13 protein-coding genes are annotated in these 16,016 nt (G+C 70.4%); 1 reads left to right on the top strand and 12 read right to left on the bottom strand.

Annotated elements, in window-relative coordinates; all coding sequences use genetic code 11:
- Positions 1 to 5: 5 nt before the first annotated feature.
- The 12 genes from pgeF to rsmH form a co-directional block, all read right to left on the bottom strand.
- Positions 6 to 743 carry a peptidoglycan editing factor PgeF gene (gene pgeF / locus ABZ855_RS33675; protein WP_360813315.1) on the bottom strand — a complete coding sequence of 246 codons (738 nt, stop codon included), beginning with the start codon at positions 741 to 743 and terminating at the stop codon, positions 6 to 8.
- On the bottom strand, positions 740 to 1,933 hold the full coding sequence (gene ftsZ, locus ABZ855_RS33670) for a cell division protein FtsZ (RefSeq protein ID WP_360813314.1): 1,194 nt from the start codon (positions 1,931 to 1,933) through the stop codon (positions 740 to 742). The genes pgeF and ftsZ overlap by 4 nt, the downstream gene beginning before the upstream one ends.
- Before the next feature lie 275 nt (positions 1,934 to 2,208).
- The gene (locus ABZ855_RS33665; protein ID WP_360813313.1) at positions 2,209 to 3,027 is read right to left on the bottom strand and encodes an FtsQ-type POTRA domain-containing protein; all 819 of its coding nucleotides are present in this window, start codon (positions 3,025 to 3,027) and stop codon (positions 2,209 to 2,211) included.
- Positions 3,028 to 3,052: 25 nt separating this feature from the next.
- A complete protein-coding gene (gene murG, locus ABZ855_RS33660) occupies positions 3,053 to 4,144 on the bottom strand; it encodes an undecaprenyldiphospho-muramoylpentapeptide beta-N-acetylglucosaminyltransferase (protein ID WP_319199520.1) in 1,092 nt (363 codons plus the stop codon).
- Between the two features lie 6 nt (positions 4,145 to 4,150).
- Complete coding sequence (gene ftsW / locus ABZ855_RS33655; RefSeq protein ID WP_360813312.1) at positions 4,151 to 5,521, bottom strand: putative lipid II flippase FtsW; 1,371 nt, start codon at positions 5,519 to 5,521, stop codon at positions 4,151 to 4,153.
- Positions 5,522 to 5,699: 178 nt separating this feature from the next.
- Positions 5,700 to 7,118, bottom strand: a complete 1,419-nt coding sequence (gene murD, locus ABZ855_RS33650) for a UDP-N-acetylmuramoyl-L-alanine--D-glutamate ligase (protein ID WP_360813361.1) — start codon at positions 7,116 to 7,118, stop codon at positions 5,700 to 5,702.
- Positions 7,115 to 8,203, bottom strand: a complete 1,089-nt coding sequence (gene mraY, locus ABZ855_RS33645; RefSeq protein ID WP_360813360.1) for a phospho-N-acetylmuramoyl-pentapeptide-transferase — start codon at positions 8,201 to 8,203, stop codon at positions 7,115 to 7,117. Before mraY ends, murD begins: the two co-directional genes overlap by 4 nt.
- On the bottom strand, positions 8,203 to 9,618 hold the full coding sequence (murF, locus tag ABZ855_RS33640) for a UDP-N-acetylmuramoyl-tripeptide--D-alanyl-D-alanine ligase (RefSeq protein ID WP_360813311.1): 1,416 nt from the start codon (positions 9,616 to 9,618) through the stop codon (positions 8,203 to 8,205). Before murF ends, mraY begins: the two co-directional genes overlap by 1 nt.
- Before the next feature lie 4 nt (positions 9,619 to 9,622).
- Complete coding sequence (locus tag ABZ855_RS33635) at positions 9,623 to 11,296, bottom strand: UDP-N-acetylmuramoyl-L-alanyl-D-glutamate--2,6-diaminopimelate ligase (protein WP_360813310.1); 1,674 nt, start codon at positions 11,294 to 11,296, stop codon at positions 9,623 to 9,625.
- Between the two features lie 31 nt (positions 11,297 to 11,327).
- Positions 11,328 to 13,280, bottom strand: coding sequence for a penicillin-binding protein 2 (locus ABZ855_RS33630; RefSeq protein WP_360813309.1), 1,953 nt, complete (start codon positions 13,278 to 13,280; stop codon positions 11,328 to 11,330).
- 5 nt (positions 13,281 to 13,285) lie between these two features.
- Positions 13,286 to 13,900 (bottom strand): hypothetical protein, encoded by a 615-nt coding sequence (locus ABZ855_RS33625; protein ID WP_360813308.1) that lies wholly within the window; start codon positions 13,898 to 13,900, stop codon positions 13,286 to 13,288.
- A gap of 96 nt (positions 13,901 to 13,996) precedes the next feature.
- On the bottom strand, positions 13,997 to 14,953 hold the full coding sequence (gene rsmH / locus ABZ855_RS33620) for a 16S rRNA (cytosine(1402)-N(4))-methyltransferase RsmH (RefSeq protein WP_360813307.1): 957 nt from the start codon (positions 14,951 to 14,953) through the stop codon (positions 13,997 to 13,999).
- A 381-nt stretch (positions 14,954 to 15,334) separates the two neighbouring features.
- Here rsmH and ABZ855_RS33615 point away from each other — a divergent pair, with 381 nt between their 5' ends.
- Positions 15,335 to 15,889, top strand: a complete 555-nt coding sequence (locus tag ABZ855_RS33615; protein WP_360813306.1) for a carbonic anhydrase — start codon at positions 15,335 to 15,337, stop codon at positions 15,887 to 15,889.
- The last annotated feature ends 127 nt before the right edge of the window (positions 15,890 to 16,016 follow it).

Genomic DNA, 16,016 nt, shown 5'->3' with positions numbered 1-16,016 from the left:
TCCTATCAGTCCAGCCAGACATAGCCTGCGAGCCGCCCGGTCGTGCGGTCTCGGCGGTACGAGAAGTGGTCGGCGGACTCCCGCGTGCACACCGGCGACTGCTGCCGGTCGCGCACCCCGAGCCGCTCCAGCTGCGCGTGCACCCCCGCGACCACGTCGACGGCCGGGGTGCCCCAGCTGGTCTCGGCGGCCGCGGCGGGCTCGACGGCGGCGACATCGGCGCGCATCTCCCGCGGAACTTCGTAGCACCGGCCGCAGACCGCCGGGCCGGTGCGGGCGACGATACGGGCGGGGTCGGCGCCCAGCGACTCCATGGCCTCCACGGCGGCGGGGACGATCCCGGCGACCAGGCCGGGCCGGCCCGCGTGGGCCGCGGCGACCACCTTGGCGACCGGGTCGGCCAGCAGCACCGGGACGCAGTCGGCGGTCAGGACGGCGAGGGCGAGACCACTGGTCGCGGTGACCAGGCCGTCGACGGGCGGGACGGGCCGGCCGGCCCACGGCCCGTCGACCTCGGCGACGTCGTTGCCGTGCACCTGGTTCATCCAGACCACCCGCTCCGGGTCGAGACCCAGGGACTTGGCGGCCAGTTCACGGTTGGTGCGGACGGCGGCCGGGTCGTCGCCGACCGCGCCGCCGAGGTTGAGCTCCTCGTACGGAACGGCGCTCACTCCGCCCCACCGGTCGGTGAAGGCGAAGTGCGCGCCGCTCGTGTCGCTCGTTTCGGAGCGCTGCCCTATCACTTCAGGAAGTCCGGCACGTCCAGTTCCTCGGCCGCGCTGTCCGAGTAGGACCGGGACGGCGGGACCGGCGGGGAGACCGGGAGTTCGTTGACCGGCTCCGGGGCGGGCGCCGGGGCCTCCCTCGGGGTGACGCTGCCGAGCGACCCGAAGGACGGACGGCTCTCGGCGGAGGACCGGACCGGCGTCGGTTCGTCGCGCTTGGCGCCGGCCGAGCCGAGGATGTTGTCGCGCTTGGCCGGGGGCTGGCCCCCGTCGAAGCCGGCCGCGATGACCGTGACCCGGACCTCGTCGCCGAGCGCGTCGTCGATGACCGCGCCGAAGATGATGTTGGCCTCGGGGTGCGCGGCCTCGCTGACCAGCTGTGCGGCCTCGTTGATCTCGAACAGGCCGAGGTCGGAGCCGCCGGAGATGGAGAGCAGGACGCCCCGGGCGCCGTCGATGGAGGCCTCGAGCAGCGGCGAGGAGATCGCCATCTCGGCCGCCGCCACCGCGCGGTCGTCGCCACGGGCGGAGCCGATGCCCATGAGGGCCGAACCGGCCTCGGACATCACGGACTTGACGTCGGCGAAGTCGAGGTTGATCAGACCGGGGGTGGTGATCAGGTCGGTGATGCCCTGGACGCCGGAGAGCAGGACCTGGTCCGCCGACTTGAACGCGTCGAGGACCGAGACCTGGCGGTCCGAGATGGACAGCAGCCGGTCGTTGGGGATGACGATGAGGGTGTCGACCTCTTCGCGGAGTTCCGCGATGCCGTCCTCGGCCTGGTTGGCGCGGCGCCGTCCCTCGAAGGTGAACGGGCGGGTGACCACGCCGATGGTGAGGGCGCCGAGGTTGCGGGCGATGTTGGCCACGACGGGCGCGCCGCCGGTGCCGGTGCCGCCGCCCTCGCCGGCCGTCACGAAGACCATGTCGGCCCCCTTGAGGACCTCCTCGATCTCCTCGCGGTGGTCCTCTGCCGCCTTGCGGCCGACGGCCGGGTTGGCGCCGGCGCCGAGTCCGCGGGTGAGTTCGCGGCCGACGTCGAGCTTGACGTCGGCGTCGCTCATCAACAGCGCCTGAGCATCGGTGTTGATGGCGATGAACTCGACGCCCTTCAGACCGACCTCGATCATCCGGTTGATGGCGTTGACACCACCGCCGCCGACACCGATGACTTTGATGACTGCGAGGTAGTTCTGCGGTGCTGCCACGTCGAAGGCCTCTCGCCTCGAGTTACGTGTCGCCGTTCGCGGTGCGGCGAACGGACAACTCATGCCGAAGTGGGACGGTCCGAACGCCGACCCGAACCCTAACGTTGAAGTTTAGGGTTACCAGTGTGTCTGTTCCTTGGACTCTTCCGAACAGGACACTAAGTCGACAAGTGGCGCACGTTCAACGAACACGCCGAACCTCCCGTTTTTCTTTTCACCCTATGTGATCAGCCATAGCGATGCCCAACCAGGGTGCTGGCCTGCGCCGACAGACGTCAACTCCCTGATGACGCGGGGGCGGTGGGGACGCTCACGTCGAAGTGCCGCGCACCGGGAGCCGCTTTCATCAGAGCGGTGAGCGCACGGGCCTTCGCCCCGCCCCTCTCGCCGCTCCCCCACGCGACGGTCCGGCCGTCGCCCAACTCCAGCGAGATGGAGTCGTACGAGCGGACCTTGACCGCCTTGACGGCGCGCGCGACGGCACTCGGCAGATCGCCCGCCACCCGCACCGCCTCGCGCACCAGCCGGTCGCTGCCGAAGCGGCGCAGACTGGCGGTCTGCGATCCGGTCCCGGACAGCGTCAATTGCAATGCGGGTACACCTTCCGGGGCAACTGAAACCGTCGCGAATCGCACGCCTTTCGCGTCCACTTCGACATACTTGCCCCCTTTACCGGTGCTTTCGACAATCAGGACAGGGGTGCGTTCGACCACTTTCAGCCCGATTCCGTGCGGCCAGGACCGAGTGACCTCAACCGAGTCAATTCGGGGCAATTTCCTGAGCAGTCGGGACTCAATGGCGTCCACGTCGACGGAAACAAGCGGTTTCCCGACGGGCACGTCGGCTGCTTCGCGCACCTGCGCCTGCGTCAGAACGTCGGTTCCCGACACCGACACGCGCTCCACATGGGTCCACCGGGATCCGTAGAGCACCCAGAGGGCGCCCCCGCCGAGGAGGACCAGGGCGAGGGCCAGGATGACGATCATACGAAGCCTGCGTGGGCCCAACCGGCGGACGAGGCCCGGCAGGCGGGGCGGGCGGGAGGGGTCCTGCTGTCGTTCGCCGCGTTCGGCGGTCGTCGCTCCTCCGGCCACGCCTGCCTGCCTTCCTCTTCGTCGCCTAGCGGTGGCGTGAGGCGATCGCCTCGTACACCATGCCGACGAGCAGCTCGTCGGCGTCCCGGCGCCCGAACTCGCTGGCGGCGCGGGACATCTCGTACAGCCGGTGCGGGTCGGCGAGCACGGGAAGGACCTGCCGCTGCACCCACTCGGGGGTCAGTTCCGCGTCGTCGACCAGGAGTCCGCCGCCGGCCTTGACCACCGGCTGGGCGTTCAGCCGCTGTTCGCCGTTGCCGATGGGCAGCGGGACATAGGCGGCCGGGAGTCCCACGGCGGAGAGTTCGGCGACGGTCATCGCGCCCGCGCGGCACAGCATCATGTCGGCCGCGGCGTACGCGAGGTCCATCCGGTCCACGTACGGTACCGGGATGTAGGGGGGCATCCCCGGCATCTGGTGGACCTGCGGCAGTTCGTTCTTCGGGCCGACCGCGTGCAGCACCTGGATGCCGGCCTGCTGGAGGTAGGGCGCGACCCGCTCGACCACCTCGTTGAGGTGCCGGGCGCCCTGTGAGCCGCCGGAGACCAGCAGCGTCGGCAGGCTCGGGTCGAGCCCGAACGCGGCCCGCGCCTGTGGCCGTACGGCGGCCCGGTCGAGGGTGGCGATCGAGCGGCGCAGCGGGATGCCGATGTAGCGGGCGTCGCGGAGCTTGCTGTCCGGGGTGGAGACGGCGACCTGCGCTGCGTACCGCGAGCCGATCTTGTTGGCGAGGCCGGGCCGGGCGTTCGCCTCGTGGACGACGATCGGCACGCCGAGGCGCTTGGCGGCGAGGTAGCCGGGCAGGGCCACATAGCCGCCGAAGCCGACGACCGCGTCCGCCTTGGTGCGCTCCAGGATCTGCTCGGCGGCCTTGATCGTGCCGCGCAGCCGCCCGGGGACGGTGATCAGCTCGGGGGTGGGCTTGCGCGGCAGCGGGACCGCCGGGATCAGCGCCAGGTCATAGCCCCGCTCGGGAACGAGCCGGGTCTCCAGACCGCGTTCCGTGCCCAGGGCCGTGATCCCCACGGTGGGATCCTGCCTGCGCAGGGCGTCCGCGAGGGCGAGCGCGGGCTCGATGTGGCCGGCGGTCCCCCCACCGGCGAGTACGACATGCACCGAAATTCACCGCTCTCCGGACGTACGCGCCGCCGAGGCACGCCGTCTCATCGTGTTCCATCTCCGGGGGCTCCGATCGGACACCGGACCCCCGGCCCCCCGCTTTCTACCAAAGCGGGGTTGCCGCAACGAAAGCGCCGCCCGCGCACCCGGTTCGTCGCGGGCGAAGGCGATCAGCAGTCCCACGGCGAACATGGTCGGCAGCAGGGCGGAACCCCCGTAGGAGAACAGCGGGAGCGGGACACCGGCGATCGGCAGCAGGCCGAGCACCGCACCGATGTTGATCACCGCCTGAGCGGTGATCCAGGTGGTCACACCTCCCGCGGCGTACCTCACGAAGGGGTCCTCCGTGCGTCCGGCCACGCGGATACCCGCATAGCCTAGAGCCGCGAAGAGGGCGAGCACCGACAGCGTCCCCGCCAGGCCCAGTTCCTCACCGGTGACGGCAAAGATGAAGTCGGTGTGCGCTTCGGGGAGTTGCCCCCATTTTTCCATACTCGCGCCGAGGCCCGAACCGAACAGGCCACCGGAGGCGAGGGCGTAGATTCCGTGCACCGCCTGCCAGCAGGAGTTGGCCCCGGTGCCCGGTTCGGTGGCGCCGATGCACTGGAAGCGGGCCATGCGGTTGGGGCTCGTCTTGATGAGGACGAGCCCGATGAACGCGGCGACGGACAGCACCCCCACGAACAGTCGCGTGGGCGCCCCGGCGAGCCACAGCAGGCCGAACAGGATGGCCGTGAGGATGATCGCCGTCCCCATGTCGCCGCCGAGCATGATCAGGCCGAGCAGCATGAACGTCACCGGGACCAGCGGCACCAGCATGTGCTTCCACTGCGTGAGCAGCCGCTTGTCCTCCTTGCGGGCGATCAGGTCGGCGCCCCACAGCACCAGGGCGAGCTTGCCGAACTCGCTCGGCTGGATCTGGAAGGAGCCGCCCAGCGAGATCCAGTTCTGGTTGCCGTTGATGGACAGCCCTATCCCGGGCACCTGGACGAGGACCATCAGAAAGACGGACCCGGCGAGGATCGGGTAGGCGAGCGCCCGGTGCAGCTTCACCGGCATGCGCGAGGCCACGAACAGCAGCACGCCGCCGATCGTGGCGGCGAGGAACTGCTTGCGGAAGAAGTAGGACCCGGGCAGCGACAGCTGGAGCGCCTTGATCTGGGAGGCCGAGTAGACCATCACCAGCCCGAGCACCGTGATCAGCAGCGAACCGCCGAGGATCACGTAGTACGCGGTCAACGGCCGGTCCCAGGCCCGCTGGACGCGCGCGTGGAGGCGTTTTACAGGGTTGTCACGGGGCGGCCGGGGACTGGCGGGCCTACGAACCCGCACAGCCCCTTGAACGGGCGCCCGCCCGGTACGACTACTCGGCATCAGAGCCTCCCGCACTGACGAGAGAGGCGCACAGGGACGCACCCAAGGGGCGCGGGGAACTGCGCGACCAGCCCCCACGCGCCCGCAGCAGACGAACCACCGACAGTTTCCCGAGCCATATCCGACCTCACGCGTCCCTCCAAGGCGACCGAAAGGCACGACGGCCGAAGACCGACCGTCAGGTCCCCTCACCGAGTTCGCGAACCGCCTGCGCGAACGCGTCACCGCGTTTGTTGTAGTTGGCGAACATGTCCATGGAGGCACAGGCCGGGGCCAACAGCACCGTGTCGCCCGGCGCAGCCAACCGCCGGGCCTCCTGAACAGCCGCTCGCATCGCCCCAGTGTCGGTCCGGTCGAGGTCGACGACGGGTACTTCCGGCGCGTGTCGCGCGAGCGCTTCGCGGATCAGCGCACGGTCGGCACCGATCAGCACCACCCCGTGAAGTCGCTTTGCCGACTTGGCGACGAGTTCGTCGAAGGTCGCGCCCTTGGCGAGTCCGCCGGCGATCCACACGATCGACTCGTACGACGCCAAGGAGGCCTCGGCCGCGTGGGTGTTGGTCGCCTTGGAGTCGTCGATGTACGCGACGCCGTCCACGTCGGCCACGTGCGCGATGCGGTGCGCGTCCGGGGTGAAGGCCCGCAGGCCGTCCCGGACCGCCTTCGCGGGCACCCCGAAGGCACGGGCGAGGGCAGCCGCGGCAAGGGCGTTGGCGATGTTGTGCGGGGCGGGCGGGTTGACGTCCGAGATCTCGGCCAGCTCCTGGGCGTTCCGCTGCCGGTTCTCCACGAACGCGCGGTCGACCAGGATGCCGTCCACGACGCCGAGTTGGGACGGTCCGGGCGCACCGAGCGTGAACCCGATGGCACGGCACCCCTCCTCGACGTCCGCGCCGCGCACCAGGTCCTCGGTCGCCTTGTCGGCCACGTTGTAGACACACGCGACCCGATTGCCCTCGTAGATACGGCCCTTGTCGGCGGCGTACGCCTCCATGGAGCCGTGCCAGTCGAGGTGGTCGGGGGCGAGGTTGAGGACGGCGGCGGAGTGGGCGCGCAGGGAGGGCGCCCAGTGCAGCTGGTAGCTGGAGAGTTCGACGGCCAGGACGTCGTACGGCTCGTCGCCGAGGACGACGTCGATGATCGGCGTGCCGATGTTGCCGACGGCGGCCGTACGCAGGCCTGCCGCGCGCAGGATCGACGCGAGCATCTGGGTGGTGGTCGTCTTGCCGTTGGTGCCGGTGATCGCCAGCCAGGGAGCGGCATCGGGGCCGCGCAGCCGCCAGGCGATCTCGACGTCGCCGACCACGTCCACGCCCGCCTCGGCCGCCGCCGCGAAGAGCGGTGAACTCGGCTTCCAGCCGGGCGAGGTGACGACGAGCTCGGTGCCCTCGGGCAGGGCCTCCGCGTCCCCGAGGCGTACCTCGACGCCTTCCAGGGCCGCCGCGCGTTCCCGGTGGGCCTCGGAGTCCCCGCCGTCCACGACGGTGACCCGGGCGCCGAGGGCGGCCAGGGCGCGGGCGGCGCTGATGCCGCTCACGCCGAGGCCCGCGACGGTGACCCGCATGCCTTCCCAGTCGCCACCCTGCCCGGAGGTCACTTTCCGGCCGCCCATCCCGCGTAGAAGATGCCCAGTCCGACGATCACGCAGATGCCCTGGATGATCCAGAAGCGGACCACGACAAGGACTTCGGACCACCCCTTGAGTTCGAAGTGGTGCTGGAGCGGCGCCATGCGGAAGACGCGCTTGCCGGTCGTGCGGAACGAGCCGACCTGGATGACCACCGACATGGTGATCAGGACGAACAGGCCGCCGAGGAGCGCCAGCAGCAGTTCCGTACGGGAGCAGATCGCGAGGCCGGCCAGCGCGCCGCCCAGGGCCAGCGAACCGGTGTCGCCCATGAAGATCTTGGCGGGTGACGTGTTCCACCACAGGAAGCCGAGGCAGGAACCCATCAGGGCCGAGGCGACGACGGCGAGGTCGAGTGGATCTCGTACCTCGTAACAGGCGGAGGGGTTGGTCAGGGTCTGCGCGTTGGCGCAGGACTCCTGGAACTGCCAGACGCCGATGAACGTGTACGCGCCGAAGACGAGGACGGAGGCGCCGGTGGCGAGGCCGTCCAGACCGTCCGTCAGGTTCACGCCGTTCGACATCGCCAGGATCATGAAGAGCGCCCAGACGACGAACAGCACCGGGCCGATCGTCCAGCCGAAGTCCTGGACGAAGGAGAGCTTCGTCGAGGCCGGCGTGTTGCCGCGGTTGTCGGCGAACTGCAGTGACAGGACGGCGAAGGCGATACCGCCGCCGAGCTGGCCCGCCATCTTCGCCTTGGCCCGCAGGCCGAGCGAGCGGCGCTTGACGATCTTGATGTAGTCGTCCAGGAAGCCGACCAGGCCCATGCCCGCCATCAGGCCGATCACCAGCACGCCCGAGAAGGTCGGCGGGGGCGTGTCGGCCTCTCCCAGGCCGGTGAAGACCTTGGAGAGGAAGTACGCGGCGATCGTCGCCAGGATGAAGGCGATACCGCCCATCGTCGGCGTACCGCGCTTGGCGTGGTGCTCGCGCGGGCCGTCGTCGCGGATGTACTGACCGTAGCCCTTGCGGGCCAGGAGCTTGATCAGCAGCGGGGTGCCGATCAGGGTCAGGAAGAGGCCAATGACTCCTGCGAACAGGATCTGCTTCATCATCGGGCGGAAACCTCACCCTCGGCACCGGTCGCCAGAAGCGCCTGCGCCACGCTTTCCAGCCCGACCGACCGGGACGCCTTCACGAGCACGACATCCCCCGGGCGCAGCTCGCTGCGCAACAGGTCGACAGCCGCCTGTGCGTCGGACACGTGCACCGACTCCTCACCCCACGAACCCTCGTTATATGCGCCCAGTTGGAGCCAGGACGCTTCCCTGCCCCCGACCGCGACGAGCTTGCCGACATTGAGCCGGACGGCCAGCCGTCCGACCGCGTCGTGCTCGGCGAGCGCCTCGTCCCCGAGCTCGGCCATCTTGCCGAGCACCGCCCACGTACGACGCCCCTGACCCATGGCGGCAAGCGCGCGCAAAGCCGCTCGCATGGACTCGGGGTTCGCGTTGTAGGCGTCGTTGACGATCGTCACGCCGTCCGGGCGCTCGGTGACCTCCATCCGCCAGCGGGAGAGGGAGCCCGCCTCGGAGAGCGCGGTGGCGATCTCGTCTGCGGACATGCCCAGCTCATGGGCGACGGCGGCGGCGGCGAGCGCGTTCGACACGTGGTGCTCACCGTACAGGCGCATGGTCACGTCGCTTGCACCGGAGGGTGTGTGGAGCCTGAAGGCGGGCTGTCCCCTGTCCGTGAGTCGCACGTTCTCGGCGCGTACGTCCGCTTCGCCGGACTCTCCGAAGAAGATCACCTTCGCCTTTGTTCGAGCCGCCATGGCCCGTACGAGGGGATCGTCCGCGTTGAGGATCGCGGTGCCGCCGTCGGCCTCGGCGGGGAGCGCCTCGACGAGTTCACCCTTCGCCTGTGCGATCTGTTCACGGCCGCCGAACTCGCCGATGTGGGCGGTGCCCACGTTGATGACGAGGCCGATCCGTGGAGGCGTCAGCTCGGTGAGATAGCGGATGTGACCGATTCCGCGGGCGCCCATCTCCAGGACCAGGAACCTGGTCTCCTCGGTGGCGCTCAGCGCGGTCAGCGGCAGCCCGATCTCGTTGTTGAGCGAGCCGGGTGTGAAGACCGTCGGCGCCTTGTGCCGCAGCACCTGGGCGATCAGGTCCTTGGTGCTGGTCTTGCCCGCGGAGCCGGTGAGGGCCACGAGGGTCGCGCCGAGCTTGCGCACCACGTGCCGGGCGAGGGCGCCCAGCGCCCGCTGGACGTCGTCCACGACGATCGCGGGCACGCCGACCGGCCGGGAGGCCAGTACGGCGACCGCGCCCGCCTCGACGACCGCGGCCGCGAAGTCGTGGCCGTCGACGCGCTCGCCGGCGAAGGCGACGAAGAGGCTGCCGGGTTCCACCTCACGGGAGTCCCTGACGACCTGTCCGGTGACCTGGACCGACGGATCCGGTATGTCGTGCGTCTGCCCGCCGACGACTGCTGCGATCTCGGCGAGAGAGAGGGCGATCACAAGTTCATCCCTGGGTCTGCTGGATAGCTTCGCGAAGCACCTGGCGGTCGTCGAAGGGACGAACCACCCCGGCGATGTCCTGGCCCTGTTCATGGCCCTTGCCGGCGACCAGCACGGTGTCCCCGGGCCGCGCGCGGGCCACGGCGGCGGCGATGGCCGCGGCCCTGTCCTCGAACACCTGGACCTCGCCACGCTCGTGGGCGGGCACGGAGGCCGCCCCCTGGAGCATGGTCGCGAGGATCGCGAGGGGGTCCTCGGAACGGGGGTTGTCGGAGGTCAGTACGGCGGTGTCGGCGAGCCTGGCCACGGCGGCGCCCATCGGGGCGCGCTTGGTCGTGTCCCGGTCGCCGCCACAGCCGAGCACCACGTGCAGGCTGCCCTCGGTGACCTTGCGCAGCGCGCGCAGCACCGATTCGACGGCGTCCGTCTTGTGCGCGTAGTCGACGACCGCGAGATACGGCTGGCCCACGTCCACCCGTTCGAGGCGTCCCGGCACTCCCGGTACGGCGGCGATGCCGTCGGCGGCGGTCTGCGGGTCGAGCCCGGCCTCGGCGAGGGCGACGATCGCGGCGAGGGTGTTGGCGACGTTGAAGGTGCCGGCGAGCGGCGCCCGCGCGCCGATCCGCTGGTCCTTGGGGCCGACGACCGTGAACGTCGAGTCCATCGGGCCGACCTGGACGTTCTCGGCGCGCCAGTCGGCGTCCGGGTGGCCCTCGGCGGAGAAGGTGACGACCGGGACGGTGGCCTCCTGGGCGAGGCGTCGGCCGTAGGGGTCGTCGTAATTGACGACGCCGAGTTTGCTGCGTTCGGGAGTGAACAGCTGCGCCTTGGCCCGGAAGTAGTCCTCCATGTCGGAGTGGAACTCCATGTGTTCCGGGCTGAGGTTGGTGAACACGGCGATGTCGAAGACGCAGCCGTCGACCCGGCCGAGGACCAGCGCGTGGCTGGACACCTCCATGGCGACCGCCTCGACCCCGCGCTCGCGCATCACCGCGAACAGGGCCTGGAGGTCGGTGGCCTCGGGTGTGGTGCGTTCGGACTTGATGCGCTCGTCGCCGATGCGGGTCTCGACCGTGCCGATCAGTCCGGTGGCCCGGTCCGTCTTGAGGCCGCCCTCGACGAGGTAGGCGGTGGTGGTCTTGCCGGAGGTGCCGGTGATGCCGATCTGGAGCAGGTCGCGCCCCGGGCGGCCGTAGATCGTGGCCGCCAGTTCGCCCATCCGCGCGCGCGGGTCGTCGGCCACCAGCACCGGAAGTCCGGTGGCGGCGGCGCGTTCGGCGCCCGTGGGGTCGGTCAGCACGGCTGCGGCGCCGAGGCCGGCGGCCTGCGTCACGAAGTCGGCGCCGTGCAGCCGGGCGCCCGGGAGGGCGGCGTACAGGTCGCCGGGGCGCACGGCGCGGGAGTCGTGCGTGATGCCCGTGATTCCGGCGTCCTGGGTGGTCTGGGGCCGCGGGGCACCCAGTTGTCCGGCGAGTTCCGCGAGGGGTGTGGCGGAGACGCGAACCGGCCTTGGCGGCCCCGGATATGTCACAGGAACGCCCTTCTGGGTGGTTTGGTACTGATCAGCGTGTGGCACGGCGGTGAGCGTACCGGGCGCACCCCCGGACGAGCGAAGTGAGGGCGCGGGCGGGGTGTGCGCCGGGGTGCTGTGCCCCGGGTCGGGTGAGTTCGTCGTCACGAGCAAGTTTCCTGGCTGGTTTCCGTGCTGATCAGGGTGTGAAGGTCACGGGGAGATTCGCGGCCTTGGCCCCGGTGGGCGGCACCTGAAGGGTCTTCAGGGCGAACTCCATGACCTCCTTGTAGATGGGGCCACAGATCTGACCTCCGAAGTAGCTGCCTCTGGTGGCGTTCTGGATGGCGCAGTAGACGGTGATGCGCGGGTTGTCGGCGGGGGCGAACCCGGCGAACGACGACGTATAGCCGTGGTAGCGGCCGGTGGCCGGATCCACGCGGTTCGCCGTACCCGTCTTGCCCGCCACCCGGTAGCCGGGGATGCGCGCCTTGGTGCCGGTGCCCTCCTCGTCGTCCACGACGGACTCCAGCATCTTGGCGAGGGTCTTCGCCGTCGTCGCACTGACGACCCGCGTCTTCTTGGGCGCGGCGGCGGGGGTGAACCTGCCGTCGGCGCCCTTGGTGCCCCGGATCAGGGTCGGCTCCACGCGGACGCCGCCGTTGGCGATCGTCGAGTACACGGAGGCCGCCTGCATCGCGTTGAGGGAGACGCCCTGGCCGAAAGGAATCGTGAACTGCTGGGAGGTCGACCACTGGTCGGGCGGCGCGAGGATGCCCTTGGTCTCGCCGGGGAAGTCCAGTCCGCTGTAGCTGCCGAGGCCGAACTTGCGCAGGTAAGAGTAGAGGACCTGGTTGGACTGCGCCTGCGTCTTGCCGAGTTGGCCGGTGGCCAGGATGGTGCCGATGTTGCTGGACTTGGCGAGCACGCCGTTGAGCGTGAGGTACCAGGTCGGGTGGTCGATGTCGTCCTTGAAGAGCCGGTCGCCCCGGTGCAGCCGGTTGGGCACGACGACATGTGTCGCGGGCGTCGCGACGTTCTCCTCGATCACGGCGGCCATCGACATGACCTTGGCCGTGGAACCGGGCTCGTAGGCGTCCTGGAGGGCCGCGTTGCCGAGCGCGTCCGGGTTCGCCCTGGTGAGGTCGTTGGGGTCGAAGCCGGGCGAGTTGGCCATGGCCAGGATCTGGCCGGTGCGGGTGTCCTGCACTATCACGTACCCGCGGTCCGCCTTCGACTCCTTCACCTGCTCGGTGATGGCGTTCTGGGCGGCCCACTGGATGTCGCGGTCGATGGTCAGTTCGACGTCGGAACCGGGCACGGCGGGTGTCTCGGTGGAATCGGCGGTGGGCACCTGCCGTCCCCCCGACTGCGCGTACCGGATCTTGCCGTCCTTCCCCGCCAGTTCCCCGTTCAGCTGCTGTTCGAGGCCGCCGCCGCCCTTGCCGTCGGCGCTGACCCACCCCAGCAGTCCGGCGGCCAGTCCGCCGTTCGGATAGACACGCTTGCTCGCGGGCACGGCCAGCACACCGGCGAGGACGTTGACGGTGGTCGGGTCGGTTGCGGACTTGGCGGCCAGAGTGGACTTCAGGTCCTTGATCTGCGTCCACACCTGCGGGGTCCGGCGGTGCGCGAGCAGCGTGTAGCGCGTGTTCGGCGTCTTCAGCTTCTTGGCGACGTCGCCCGCGTCCTGCCCGAGGATCGGGGCGAGGAGAGCGGCGGCCTGCTCGGGGGCGTCGCGCAGTTTCGTGCTCTTCGGCGTGAACATCGTCGGGTCGGCGGTGATGTCGTACGCGTCCACGCTGGTCGCCAGTTCGACGCCGTTGCGGTCGGTGATCTCGCCGCGTTCGGCGGCCAGGGTGCGGCCGACATACCGGTTCTGCTCGGCCATGGCGGCGTACACGCTCGCGTCGACGGCCTGCACCTGGAGCAGCCGTACGACGAAGGCGATCATCACCAGGGCGAGCCCGAGGCTGACCATGCGCAGCCGGGGCCGGGGGCTGCCGAGCCGGATGACCTTCGGCCCGGTGGGGCGGCCGGCGACGGGACGACGGGCGGGGCGGGCGCCTGGGCCCGGACGCCGGGGGGCTCCGGGGCGGGCGGACCTGGCCGGGGCGGGCACCCGGCGGCGCGGCGGTTCCCTGTCGGACACTTCCGTCACCTGCCGGGGGTCGTGGAGGAGAGAGCGGGGGCGCCTGCGGGCACCGGCGCCGGGGACACCGACGCGGAGGGGGTCGGCGTGGGTGTCGTCGGCTGAGCGGCCGGCGTCCCGGGGGCGGCGGACGGGGTGGAGCCAGGGGCCGGCGAGGCAGTCGGGGTGGAGGTGGGCGTCGGGCCGAGCGCCGGCTCGGGGGTGTTCACCTGCGGCGGGATCAGCTCCGGGATCCTCAGTGCGGCCTGTTCCGCCTGCTCCGCCGCCTCCGGGACGCCCCTGACGGTGCCGTCGGGGTCGAGGAAGGCCGGGTCGCCGCCGGGCACCATGCCGAGCTGCTTGGCCCGGCGCTGCAGGGCGTCGGGCGCGGCGTAGGCGTCCACGTCCCGCTGGAGCGCCTGTTCCTCGTCGGTGAGGCTCTTGGTGTCCTTCTGGAGGTCGTCGAGCCGGAACCCGCCTTCGCTGAGCGCGGAGTTCAGTACGAGGAGCCCGATGAGTCCGCCGCCCAGCAGGAAGACGACGAGCAGGACGAAGGGGGTACGGGCGGCCTGTCCCGGTCCCGCGGGGAAGAGCCTGGCGAGTCGGGCGGCCCGGCCCCTGAGTTCGGGTCTGCTACTCACTCACCCTCCCCGCGAGTCGGTTCTTCCCACGCGCCTGCCCGCTCACCGCCCGGCGACTCCGGGTCTCCCGCTCCCCCGCCGTCCCCTCCGTACGTCTCACTCGGCGTCCTCCCTGATGCGCTGAGCCCCGCGCAGTCGCGCCGGGGCGGCTCGCCGGTTCTCGGCGACCTCTTCCTCGGTGGGAAGTTCGGCACCACGGGTGAGCAGCTTGAGCCGGGGCTGGTAGCGCTCGGGCACGACCGGCAGTCCGGGGGGCGCCGTGTTGGCGGCGCCGGCCGCGAAAACCTGCTTGACCAGCCGGTCTTCGAGCGAGTGGTACGACAGGACGGCGATCCGGCCGCCGACCGCGAGCGCCTTCACCGCGGCCGGGATCGCCCTTTCCAGGACGGTCAGTTCACCGTTGACCTCGATGCGCAGCGCCTGGAAGGTGCGCTTGGCGGGGTTGCCCCCGGTGCGCTTGGCGGCCTGCGGCAGCGAGTCGCGGATCAGTTCGACGAGCCGGGCGCTGTTGCTGAAGGGCTCCTTGTCGCGTTCGCGCACGACCGCGGAGACGATGCGCTTGGCCTGCTTCTCCTCGCCGTACGCCCGCAGGATCCGGACGAGTTCACCGGCGGGGTAGGTGTTGAGGACCTCGGCGGCGCTGATGCCGGTCGTCTGGTCCATGCGCATGTCGAGGGGCGCGTCCTGGGCGTAGGCGAACCCGCGGTCGGCCTCGTCGAGTTGCATGGAGGAGACGCCGAGGTCGAACAGGACTCCGTCGACCTTGGACAGGCCCAGCCGGTCGAGTACGTCGGGCAGTTCGTCGTAGACCGCGTGCACCAGGTCGGCCCGCGCGCCGAAGGGGGCGAGTCGCTCCCCGGAGAGGCGCAGGGCCTCCTTGTCACGGTCGAGGGCGACCAGCCGGACCTCGGGGAAACGGGCGAGCAGTGCCTCGCTGTGGCCGCCGAGGCCGAGGGTGCAGTCGACGACGACCGCATCGGGCCGCTCCAGTGCGGGGGCCAACAGGTCCAGGCACCGCTGGAGCATCACCGGGACATGTCGACTCTGGCTCAAGGGGCCCTCTCAGGTCGGGCCGGCCGTTACGCACCACCGGATCCCGGGCCGCTCGAAGAAGGCGGGCCCGCCGGCGCCAAAAGCGTCAGCCGACCGGGAGCGGGAGGAGGCCGAGCCGTACGTACGCGCCGCGCACGCGGGGGATCAAACAATCCAGCAGGGAGTCTCGGCTCCCGCTTCGCGTCACTTTAGTCCACGGTGTCGCGCGGTCAATCAACCGGCCTGCGCGTCGGACGGCCCTGCCCGGCAAGCCGCAATTCCGCCACAATCACCCGTAGGGGCACACTCACACCACCCGTGTGGGTTACCTCACAACAACACTCATTGATGTTCTTTGTCCCCTCTCACAGCGGGCCCGGAACGGGCGTGACCAGTACCGTCATGCCTATGACGACTTCCGCATCAGTTCCCATCGGACCCGAAGGCGCCATAGCCACCACCGACAGCGTCATCGACCGCCTCGTCGACGCGAACGGGCAGTACGCGGCCGCTTTCACCGACCCGGGGATGGACGCCCGCCCGGTGCTCAAGGTGGCGGTCGTGGCCTGCATGGACGCCCGTCTCGACCTGCACGCCGCGCTCGGCCTGGAGCTCGGCGACTGCCACACCATCCGCAACGCGGGCGGCGCGGTCACCGACGACGTGATCCGCTCCCTCACCATCAGCCAGCGGGCGCTCGGCACCCGCAGCGTCATACTCATCCACCACACCGGCTGCGGCCTGGAGTCCCTCACCGAGGACTTCCGGCAGGAGCTGGAGGCCGAGGTCGGACAGCGTCCGGCGTGGGCGGTTGAGGCCTTCCGCGATGTCGACCAGGACGTCCGCCAGTCGATGCAGCGCGTGCGCACCAACCCCTTCCTCCTGCACACCGACGACGTCCGCGGCTTCGTCTTCGACGTGAAGTCGGGCCTGCTGCGCGAGATCGATCCCGCCTGACCGAACCGGACCGCCCATCCGTACGTATGTCTCTACGAAATTTACCCTTCACTTCAGGGCTGAAAAGCCCTGAAAATCAGACATACCCCTGCCAGTTATCCACAGGCGAGTGACACGAACCGGTAAC

It is taken from the genome of Streptomyces sp. NPDC047042 (assembly GCF_040644035.1).
In the GTDB taxonomy this organism is placed as follows: Bacteria; Actinomycetota; Actinomycetes; order Streptomycetales; family Streptomycetaceae; genus Streptomyces.
The sequence above is the reverse complement of the archived record's forward strand: the minus strand, read 5'-3'. Positions and strand labels throughout refer to the sequence as shown.

What these genes read in the sequence shown, in the direction of transcription:
- ftsW (WP_360813312.1), bottom strand. Translation starts at nt 5,521, where the DNA reads ATGCCGAGTAGTCGTACCGGGCGGGCGCCCGTTCAAGGGGCTGTGCGG.
- mraY (WP_360813360.1), bottom strand. Translation starts at nt 8,203, where the DNA reads ATGAAGCAGATCCTGTTCGCAGGAGTCATTGGCCTCTTCCTGACCCTG.
- ABZ855_RS33615 (WP_360813306.1), top strand. Translation starts at nt 15,335, where the DNA reads ATGCCTATGACGACTTCCGCATCAGTTCCCATCGGACCCGAAGGCGCC.